Raw genomic sequence first — 8,107 nt, 5'->3', positions numbered from 1 at the left:
CTTTTTTTGCTGATGATTTTGAGTGCTCTCAATCATTAGATTTGGTGCGATACCAAATATATCCGATACCAATGATGGCGATAAATGGTGCGAAAGCCCATAGCAGCGCATTGATGAATAGTTTCAGCATCATCAGGATCAGCGCGTTCATCAGGAAAATATTCTGTCCCATGACGAGATTTTTCAGCTCATCCCAGACGAGTTTTGAAAACGGAAACATAAGCGTGCAGATTGCAAAATAGAAAAGCGGGGCGAATTGCGCGCCATTTTTTGCCTGCAAAGCTACCGTGACCATTAAAGCGAAGAAACAAGCACCAATTAACCAGGCACGGATCAGATATGTGCGCTCAACACCGTTCAGAATACGCCCTAACATTTTACCTCAGTCATGTTTATGAATATTGATAAAGGGGCGTATAACTTTCATGTGTCGAAAAAGTAAACAAATCAAATAATTTGGTATTACTGAGACTATGTTCATGCCCGGTACAGTTTTGAATGTTATTGTGCAATTGTAATTTACGACAGGAAGTCCGGTATGTTTTCAAAACCTATAATTATCGCTTTGGCACTGGCAGTCTTTCCGGTTTCGGCACATGCAACAACAGGGCCGGGTTGTCTTCGCGTTGTGAATGTTGATGCCGGTGATGCGCTGAATGTTCGTGCGAGACCATCTGCAAAAAGTAGAATTGTGATTTCAATTCCTGCCAATAATTATGGTGTGCTGGCTCTGAAGGGGGAATGCACACCGAAGACAATTCCGTGGGGACAGCGCTGGTGTCCGGTCAGCTATTCCTATGAAGACGGTACATTGCACGGTTTTGTTAAAGCCCGTTTTGTACGGGATCAGGAATGCCCGTGATCAAATTCATTCATGGATGAACGGGATATGTATGACTAAAGTATAAGGCAGTCTTTTGACTGCCTTATTTGTTTTACTTGACCTTAATCAATCCCTTGGCCAATTAGACTGTGTGTATATTGCGGGGGAATCATGAAGATCAAATTAATATTAGCTCTGTCTTTGACAGTATTTTCTGTAGCATGTGCTAAAAGACCTGATGCTATAGTGCCGGTTGATATTCCGATGGCAGCTTATTCAAATTTGAACTGTCAGAGTTTGGCTCATGAATATTCTAGAGAGAAAAGTAATCTTGCTGTTCTTTCTAAACAGCAGAATGATGCCGCAACCGGAGATGCCGTTGGTGTGTTTTTAATCGGTGTTCCGGCTTCGAGCACATTTGGCGGAAATAAAGAAGGGCAGGTTGCTGTGTCTAAAGGCAAAATAAATGCCATTGAAGCCGTGTGGAGAAACAAAGGCTGCAGATAGTCATTCGCAATTTTACAGACCCCGCCAAGTGTGGGGTTTTCATTGAAGCAGGAATAGAGTGGCTACAAATGTGCAGATGAAAACAACAATCACAATTGCTGAAAAAGCAGTGCTATTCAGCTGAGTTTTAGGCGGAGGCGGAGGCGGAAGCATTTGCAGCTTCTTTTCAGGATCTGCGTGTTTTACACTTCTGAATTTGTGGACATTGTTTCTCATTGGCTAGAGCATAATTTTAAAGTGTTAGAGCGAGTTTTGTGTGTCAAGTCTGGCACACGGCGCTCTATGTCGTTTCATCTAACGATACCGCGAGAATAAATCGAACTGGGCCTGATTGATTGCCTGTTCATTCCAGTCAACTTCACGCTTTGATTGCGGTATGAAGTTTCTACGGTGATCGTTGTCGTAGAATAATGTCCCGTGAATGCCAACAGCATTACGTTTCAATATCGGACGTTCCCAAAGAGGAGCCAGTACACGATTGGTTTCATCGTCACCGAGCCGTGCAATGAGGTCTTCAATCAGCTCCATATCACATTCATCGGGGAAGATGATGTTATATTCACTCTCGGTTGCCTGAAATATGCTATAAGTCGCGTTTATTGCACCGTCGATAATCTGGATATTTTTCATCATTATTATCTGCTGTTTTTATCGGAAACACTATTACTGCAAGCTTATGTCATATGGATACTGGTAATAAGCAAGCGGTTTTCTGGTAATATATTCTACAGCTTATTGGCTGCCTTTTTTGTTGATCGCTGTTTCAGGCGCGGAGGTGTCGGGGTCATCTGTCAGAGACTTTCCGTTGGAGAACATCCACAGGGTTAATAGTGCGAAAACCACAATGATGATTGCGACATCAAATGTGCCCATCGCACATGCGATGCCGACAGCACCGGTTGCCCAAAGACTTGCTGCTGTTGCTGTCCCTTTGACTGAAGTACTGAGGCGTAAAATTGCACCGCCGCCGATAAACCCCATGCCGGTGATGACACCTTCTATAATACGGGCAAGCGCTTCCGGATTGTCTGCTGTGATGCTTTCAGCTGCCTGAACAAAGCCGCAGCTGGCTACGGCAACTAAGGGGAAAGTTCGAAGGCCTGCGCTTCTTTCTTCCCTTTCCCGGTGCCAGCCTATGGGCAAAGCCAATATATAGGCCGCCGCAAGGGCGATAACATGCGGCCAGACATTGAAATTATCGGCGCTGAACGTGGTTGTGATTGCTGCCTGAAACGCTTCCATCCGCTTCCTCGCATCTTTGTGGTGATAAAGAGGAAAACGTGGTGATCTGCAGAATGTTCCAAAGAAGCGGTTGTGGCAGAATCTCTTACAGTTCCGCGCGGATGCTCATTTTCTCAATGTGACCTTCCCGCAGATATAAGAATAATGGCAGCGCGAAGGATACGCCCGCAGCTAAGCCGATCAGCGCATAATAGCCGGAAGGCATTTTAAGTTTCCGGCTCTGATGGATGATAAAGATAATCAGTACTAGTGCGGATATAGCGACATCTGCTGCGAAGAAGCGTGAGATATTGTTTGCAAATAAATGCTCAAAAAATAAAGCTGAGTTGAACCCGTTTTCGATCAGGAACAAACAGAAAAAATATAAAGGGAATACTGCGCCTATAATCATCAATAGAAAATAAATCTGCCGCATTCTGCCCTCTGATTTAAATATTAAAACCCGAGGAGAATAAAACGCGACTTCCGGAGTAAAGCAAGAGGCGATAGCATGAGGAACTGCAACGGTCAGGCTGGCCAATTAGTTGTCGTGTCTGCCACCGGCATAATAAAGTGCGATTGCCCCGTTTATGGCGAGTATCACAAAAATACATATCCAGAACCCTGCCATATCAATCTCCTGTCCGTGGAGAATGGCAAGTCAGAGGGCGTATTGCCCAGCTATAATTTTCTGTAGTTTTGTTCGCTGTGAAAGTTTTGTTCTACAGGCAGGTAATCAGTTAAGACCGATAAGCGAAGGCATGCCGTGCTTGAGCATTTCACAGTCAAGTTGGATCAACTTGACGCCCGTGATAATGCGACCAAATAAAGAATCTAGAGCGAGCGCTATGATTCAATCTGGACGTAAACCGCTCTAGGCGTCGGGATATGCATGAAGAGGATAGTTGGAGCAAAATGATTTTCAGCCGGTTCTTCGCAGAAGATGTCGCTCATTTTTTATCCAAGAGAGGGGCTGTCTGGCTGCTTTGCGTTGTTGCTATTTTTACTCCGGTTTCCGCCCATGCCGAAGATGTTGCAGACTGGGAAAATATAGCTTCAGGCACTGCATTTATGTCCAGCCCTGCTACTGTTGAATATAAGATCGGCTATAGCAGTATTGGTTATGACCATTTCCGTTCGGAAATTATGCTGAACTGGTCTGATGGTGAGACACAGTCACAGACTATTTATGAGGGGATTTACGACAGGCCTCCCGCTAAAGTCTGGGGTGCCGGTGACCGTCTCTGTGTATCGATGCAAACCTGCGCACGATATGAGGATAACTGTACGACAAATATCATAGTGTATCGCTATGATGCTGATGTTAAACTGTTTTCGGAGCTTCCGGCTGGTGACAATCTATGTCTTCAAGCAAAGAAATAATTGTGCGGCTTCAATATCCGAAGTCAGTCAGAATTGTGTAGAGTGTCTGCTTTGGCGAATAGTTAAACGGTCCGGCGGGAATGACGCGGTGCAATTATTTTTCCGGCATGGGCGGCAATCGCCATTTCAAAACTGTCGGCAATGCGGCGCGCCCGATCAATAAAGATAATGGCTGCTTCCTCAGGAAAAATTTCCCGTGCAGTTTGCTCAAACAAGCCGAGCCAGCGGTCAAAATGCTCGCTTTTTAAATCGAGTTTCAGGTGAGGCGGCATCGGGCGACCTTCATAACCACCGGTTTTGAGAATGACCGCCGACCAGAATTCCGAAATCTGCGCGATGTGATGATCCCAGTCATGCACTGCATCGGCGAAAATCGGGCCAATTAATGCATCTTCACGGGCGCGACCGTAAAATCTGGCAACCAAAATCTGGATTGATGCCTTGTCGATGGATGGATGCGGTTGATTAATAAGAACAGTCATAACCGGTACAGGAAGCACTGCCCGATGGGAGGACGCGCTTTTTTGTTGGAAGGATATAGCCGGAGTTGTACTCAAAACGGGCATGTTTTGAAAGCAAATTCACGGCTGGATCAAAAATTGCTTTGCAACCTGCGTAACCTGTCGGGTGAGATTGGTCAGTTCATTCGCTGCCAGATGATTGACCTGCCAGAACAGAGGAATTTCCAAAGCACTGTCGGGAACCAGTTCAACCAGACGACCAGATTTGATGTGTTCATGCACGATATGAACCGGATTCATACCCCAGCCCATTCCGGCTAAACAGGCATCGATAAAACCTTGTGTTGAAGGAATCCGATGTGTGGGCATAGTAATAGTACGCCCCATTGTGCGGTTAATCCATTCCTGTTGCAGTCGGTCTTTCTGATTGAATGAGAGTGCCGGTGCCTTAGCAATTCCTTCTGCAATACCATTGGTAAAATGCTTCTCAATAAAGGCGGGGGTGGCCGTTGCCTGATAGCGCAATGCTCCCAGTTGCGAAACACGACAGCCCTTTATTGGCTTTGAAAGTGATGTAACTGCCGCAAGCACCCGACCGCGCTCAAGCCATTCAGCCGTATAGTCTTCATCATCAATCGCAATGCTCAGTAAATAGCCTGTATCCTGCACAAAAGGAGCCATAGCCTTTAAAAACCATGTGCCTATACTGTCGGCGTTTACAGCTATGTTGATGGTAATTCGTTGCATCGCTGAGTTTTGCATTTCAGCCAGATTTGGCAAATGCTTGGCCAGCTCGCTTTCAAGCATGCTGACATGTTCCAGATGCCGGCAAAGCCATTCACCTTTCTCTGTTGCCACACATGGGCTTCCTCTCTCGATCAAAGAAACACCGAGGCGTTCTTCTATGATTTTCACACGTTGAGAGATTGCAGAGGGCGTAACATGCAGAGCTTTGGCAGCCTGTTCAAAACTGCCGGTTTGTACAACCATCTTGACAGCAAGAGCGGCAGGATAGTCAATCATGCATTAGTTCCTCTTACTTTGAATTAGATTGTTTAATTTTACTAAACTCACGTTTCTGATAACACGGTTTGCAATTCCAGCCGAGTTTAAAATTCAGATATGAGCTTATCAGTATTCATTACAGGCATGACGATGGGGCTGAGCCTGATCGTTGCTATTGGTTCGCAAAATGCTTTCCTGCTGCGGCAAGGCTTGCGCAACGAACATGTTTTTGCCGTTTCCTTAACCTGCGCTTTGTCCGATGCAATTCTGATCGCATTGGGGGTAGCGGGCTTTGGTACGATTATCGGCATGGCGCCCTGGCTTGATCCGGTCATGCGCTATGGCGGAGCCGCATTTCTTATATTCTATGGGGCGGCTAATATGCGCTCGGCATTGCGATCATCTGAAACCCTTGCATCCGGTAATTCTGTTGAAAAGCAAAGTTTAAAAGCAGCTGTGCTAACCTGTTTCGCGCTCACATGGCTCAATCCGCACGTTTATCTCGATACGGTGATGCTGCTCGGCTCTATCTCGACCCAGTTTTCAGGTTTTGAGTTTATGTTTGCTGCCGGTGCAATCTTAGCTTCATTTTTATTTTTCTTTTCGCTTGGTTACGGGGCAAAGTGGTTGAGACCGCTATTTGCAAAACCGTCAGCGTGGAGAATTCTTGAGGCAATTATTGCATTTGTAATGTGGGGAATTGCTGCCCGTCTTCTTATTGGTTTGTGAGTAAATTACCGGAGTTTAACTGAATGCCTGAAGCCCCGTTTATTTCTGAGAAAGTAATGGCAATAGCGCCGGATTTTCGTGCGCTGAGTATCTATGTCGATACCAAAGCGGGTGTCATGAATGAGGCTGATCCAGTTATTCTGGACGATGCGTGTGCTTATGTGCTGGCAGGCGGACCATCATGGGCAGAGGATCACCTGGCTGGTTGGGCAGACATCTATCTGAAATTTGGTGCGAAGCCTAATCGCACTCCATGTTCTGCTCAGGCGCTTAGAAAGCGCGTTTTGAAAGAGGGGCGCATTCCTGCAATCAATCCTGTTGTTGATCTCTATAATGCAATTAGCCTGCGCTATGCGCTGCCGGTAGGCGGGGAAAATTACGATGCCTATGTAGGGCGTCCTCAATTGATGCTTGCTGAAGGAACCGAGATTTTTGACACTAAGAATAACGGAGAGGACGTTATTGAGAACCCGATGCCGGGGGAGGTGATTTGGTGTGATGATCTGGGTGTTACATGCAGGCGCTGGAACTGGCGTCAAGGAAGCAGGACGCGGCTTGATCATGCTGGAGGCCGTATGTGGTTTATATTGGAAAGTTTAAAAGCAATGCCTGCATCTGCTCTTGATGAAGCAGGGGATATGCTTGTGAATGGTATTAGGAAAATGGCACCGAACAGTGAAATACTCATACAAAAAACTGCGGTTTAGCCGGTAGGTGCAAAAAGTTTATGTCAGTATTAACCGGTCTCTCTGCGTTTCCGATCACGCCTGCCAATGAATATGGCGAAGTCTGCATAGAAAACCTATGTTCGCTAATCGAAAGAATGATTGTCGCCGGGGTCGATTCAATCGGGCTTCTCGGCAGTACAGGTACATATATGTATCTGAATTATGCAGAGCGGAAAAAGGCGATAGAAGCAGCGCATCAGCAAATTAAAGGCAGGGTGCCGCTAATTGTCGGCGTAAGTGCTCTGCGGACTGATGATGCCGTCAAATTTGCACAGGACGCGAAGTCTTTAGGAGCTACAGTAGGGCTTTTAGCGCCTGTTTCATACACAAGTTTAACGCAGGATGAGGTCTTTGAGCACTACGCTGCTGTCGCTAAAGATAGTCAGTTGCCGATCTGCATTTACGACAATCCGGGAACGACGCACTTTAACTTCTCTGATGCGTTAATAGCCCGTCTATCCAGAGTGACGGGGATTGTCGGCATCAAAAATGCATTGCCGGCAGATAGTAGTGTGGAGCAGCATATATTGAAGCAGCGCGCTTCAGTTCTGCCAGAGTTCTCATGCGGCTATAGCGGTGACTGGAAATGCTCTGAAGCTTTGCTCAAAGGCGCGGATGTTTGGTATAGTGTTTTGGGAGGCGTTTTTCCTGAACTCTGTGTCAGTTTAACACGTGCATCTGAAAGAAAAGATACAGAGCTGGCACATAAATTTAACGGGATTTTGCAGCCGGTTTGGTCTTTGTTTCAACGACATGGCAGTCTGCGTGTTGTTTATGAAATGCTTAATCAGCTGTCTTTGTCTGATGCTGTACTTCCGCGCCCGTTCTTGCCGCTCGATAAAAGCATTGCTGCTGAAATTGCAGTTGCAATAAGGGCAATTTCTGGAGCCACAGGGCAGGAATAAATAACAATTGCAGAGCTTTGTAACATGCGAGCCTGTCGTTAAAATCACATATAAATGCGCACGGTTTTTATATGTAACTACGCTGTTATGTTTTTGCGAGAAATCACTAAGCTATTGAAAAATTGGTGAATACGATATTGCGCACCCTTGCCCTTCTGATTAGAGGGCACGAAGGAAATCGACGAACTGCGGTATTAGTTGTGATGAGGGAATTTACTGATTATTGAGCGGGCATATTGGGTGGAGCAAAGACGATAAATGAATAGCCCCGAGTTTATTAGACACTCTTCGTCTTCAGTTTGTGGTTCTGTTCAAAGTGTGCTGGTGACAGCATACCATTTCTAA

General features: G+C 46.0%; 12 protein-coding genes. 6 read left to right on the top strand and 6 right to left on the bottom strand.

The window, feature by feature from the left end:
* Positions 1 to 28: 28 nt before the first annotated feature.
* Positions 29 to 376, bottom strand: coding sequence for a hypothetical protein (locus tag A918_RS0100335; protein WP_022709127.1), 348 nt, complete (start codon positions 374 to 376; stop codon positions 29 to 31).
* A gap of 162 nt (positions 377 to 538) precedes the next feature.
* Here A918_RS0100335 and A918_RS0100330 point away from each other — a divergent pair, with 162 nt between their 5' ends.
* Together A918_RS0100330 and A918_RS0100325 are read left to right on the top strand one after the other, a co-directional pair.
* Entirely contained in the window at positions 539 to 862 is a 324-nt protein-coding gene (locus A918_RS0100330; RefSeq protein WP_022709126.1) for a hypothetical protein, read from the top strand.
* A 132-nt stretch (positions 863 to 994) separates the two neighbouring features.
* Positions 995 to 1,330, top strand: coding sequence for a hypothetical protein (locus tag A918_RS0100325; protein WP_022709125.1), 336 nt, complete (start codon positions 995 to 997; stop codon positions 1,328 to 1,330).
* A 294-nt stretch (positions 1,331 to 1,624) separates the two neighbouring features.
* Here the strand turns inward: A918_RS0100325 and A918_RS0100320 are convergent, their stop codons facing one another.
* The 3 genes from A918_RS0100320 to A918_RS21420 all read right to left on the bottom strand — a co-directional run bounded on the left by A918_RS0100320 (position 1,625) and on the right by A918_RS21420 (position 3,092).
* A complete protein-coding gene (locus tag A918_RS0100320; protein WP_022709124.1) occupies positions 1,625 to 1,963 on the bottom strand; it encodes a hypothetical protein in 339 nt (112 codons plus the stop codon).
* A gap of 99 nt (positions 1,964 to 2,062) precedes the next feature.
* Positions 2,063 to 2,572 (bottom strand): MgtC/SapB family protein, encoded by a 510-nt coding sequence (locus tag A918_RS18970; protein WP_022709123.1) that lies wholly within the window; start codon positions 2,570 to 2,572, stop codon positions 2,063 to 2,065.
* A gap of 85 nt (positions 2,573 to 2,657) precedes the next feature.
* Positions 2,658 to 3,092, bottom strand: a complete 435-nt coding sequence (locus tag A918_RS21420) for a DUF2834 domain-containing protein (protein WP_198013252.1) — start codon at positions 3,090 to 3,092, stop codon at positions 2,658 to 2,660.
* A gap of 347 nt (positions 3,093 to 3,439) precedes the next feature.
* Here A918_RS21420 and A918_RS0100295 point away from each other — a divergent pair, with 347 nt between their 5' ends.
* Positions 3,440 to 3,934 (top strand): hypothetical protein, encoded by a 495-nt coding sequence (locus tag A918_RS0100295; protein ID WP_156831351.1) that lies wholly within the window; start codon positions 3,440 to 3,442, stop codon positions 3,932 to 3,934.
* A 62-nt stretch (positions 3,935 to 3,996) separates the two neighbouring features.
* Here the strand turns inward: A918_RS0100295 and A918_RS0100290 are convergent, their stop codons facing one another.
* A complete protein-coding gene (locus tag A918_RS0100290) occupies positions 3,997 to 4,416 on the bottom strand; it encodes a group III truncated hemoglobin (protein WP_022709118.1) in 420 nt (139 codons plus the stop codon).
* 99 nt (positions 4,417 to 4,515) lie between these two features.
* Positions 4,516 to 5,418 (bottom strand): LysR family transcriptional regulator ArgP, encoded by a 903-nt coding sequence (locus tag A918_RS0100285; protein WP_022709117.1) that lies wholly within the window; start codon positions 5,416 to 5,418, stop codon positions 4,516 to 4,518.
* Positions 5,419 to 5,517: 99 nt separating this feature from the next.
* Here A918_RS0100285 and A918_RS0100280 point away from each other — a divergent pair, with 99 nt between their 5' ends.
* From A918_RS0100280 to A918_RS0100270, 3 genes are read left to right on the top strand one after another with little or no spacing between them, the layout of a single operon-like run.
* Positions 5,518 to 6,129, top strand: coding sequence for a LysE/ArgO family amino acid transporter (locus A918_RS0100280; protein ID WP_022709116.1), 612 nt, complete (start codon positions 5,518 to 5,520; stop codon positions 6,127 to 6,129).
* A 23-nt stretch (positions 6,130 to 6,152) separates the two neighbouring features.
* Positions 6,153 to 6,836, top strand: coding sequence for a B3/4 domain-containing protein (locus A918_RS0100275; RefSeq protein ID WP_022709115.1), 684 nt, complete (start codon positions 6,153 to 6,155; stop codon positions 6,834 to 6,836).
* Between the two features lie 20 nt (positions 6,837 to 6,856).
* Positions 6,857 to 7,762: a dihydrodipicolinate synthase family protein gene (locus A918_RS0100270; RefSeq protein WP_022709114.1), complete on the top strand. Its 906-nt coding sequence runs from the start codon at positions 6,857 to 6,859 to the stop codon at positions 7,760 to 7,762.
* Positions 7,763 to 8,107 lie beyond the last annotated feature (345 nt).

It is taken from the genome of Pseudochrobactrum sp. AO18b (assembly GCF_000409565.1).
Taxonomy (GTDB): domain Bacteria; phylum Pseudomonadota; class Alphaproteobacteria; order Rhizobiales; family Rhizobiaceae; genus Pseudochrobactrum; species Pseudochrobactrum saccharolyticum.
The sequence above is the reverse complement of the archived record's forward strand: the minus strand, read 5'-3'. Positions and strand labels throughout refer to the sequence as shown.

Excerpts from the sequence above, each read along its gene's own strand:
- A918_RS0100335 (WP_022709127.1), bottom strand. The coding sequence starts at position 376 with ATGTTAGGGCGTATTCTGAACGGTGTTGAGCGCACATATCTGATCCGT.
- A918_RS0100330 (WP_022709126.1), top strand. The coding sequence starts at position 539 with ATGTTTTCAAAACCTATAATTATCGCTTTGGCACTGGCAGTCTTTCCG.
- A918_RS0100325 (WP_022709125.1), top strand. The coding sequence starts at position 995 with ATGAAGATCAAATTAATATTAGCTCTGTCTTTGACAGTATTTTCTGTA.
- A918_RS0100320 (WP_022709124.1), bottom strand. The coding sequence starts at position 1,963 with ATGATGAAAAATATCCAGATTATCGACGGTGCAATAAACGCGACTTAT.
- A918_RS18970 (WP_022709123.1), bottom strand. The coding sequence starts at position 2,572 with ATGGAAGCGTTTCAGGCAGCAATCACAACCACGTTCAGCGCCGATAAT.
- A918_RS0100295 (WP_156831351.1), top strand. The coding sequence starts at position 3,440 with ATGCATGAAGAGGATAGTTGGAGCAAAATGATTTTCAGCCGGTTCTTC.
- A918_RS0100290 (WP_022709118.1), bottom strand. The coding sequence starts at position 4,416 with ATGACTGTTCTTATTAATCAACCGCATCCATCCATCGACAAGGCATCA.
- A918_RS0100285 (WP_022709117.1), bottom strand. The coding sequence starts at position 5,418 with ATGATTGACTATCCTGCCGCTCTTGCTGTCAAGATGGTTGTACAAACC.
- A918_RS0100280 (WP_022709116.1), top strand. The coding sequence starts at position 5,518 with ATGAGCTTATCAGTATTCATTACAGGCATGACGATGGGGCTGAGCCTG.
- A918_RS0100275 (WP_022709115.1), top strand. The coding sequence starts at position 6,153 with ATGCCTGAAGCCCCGTTTATTTCTGAGAAAGTAATGGCAATAGCGCCG.
- A918_RS0100270 (WP_022709114.1), top strand. The coding sequence starts at position 6,857 with ATGTCAGTATTAACCGGTCTCTCTGCGTTTCCGATCACGCCTGCCAAT.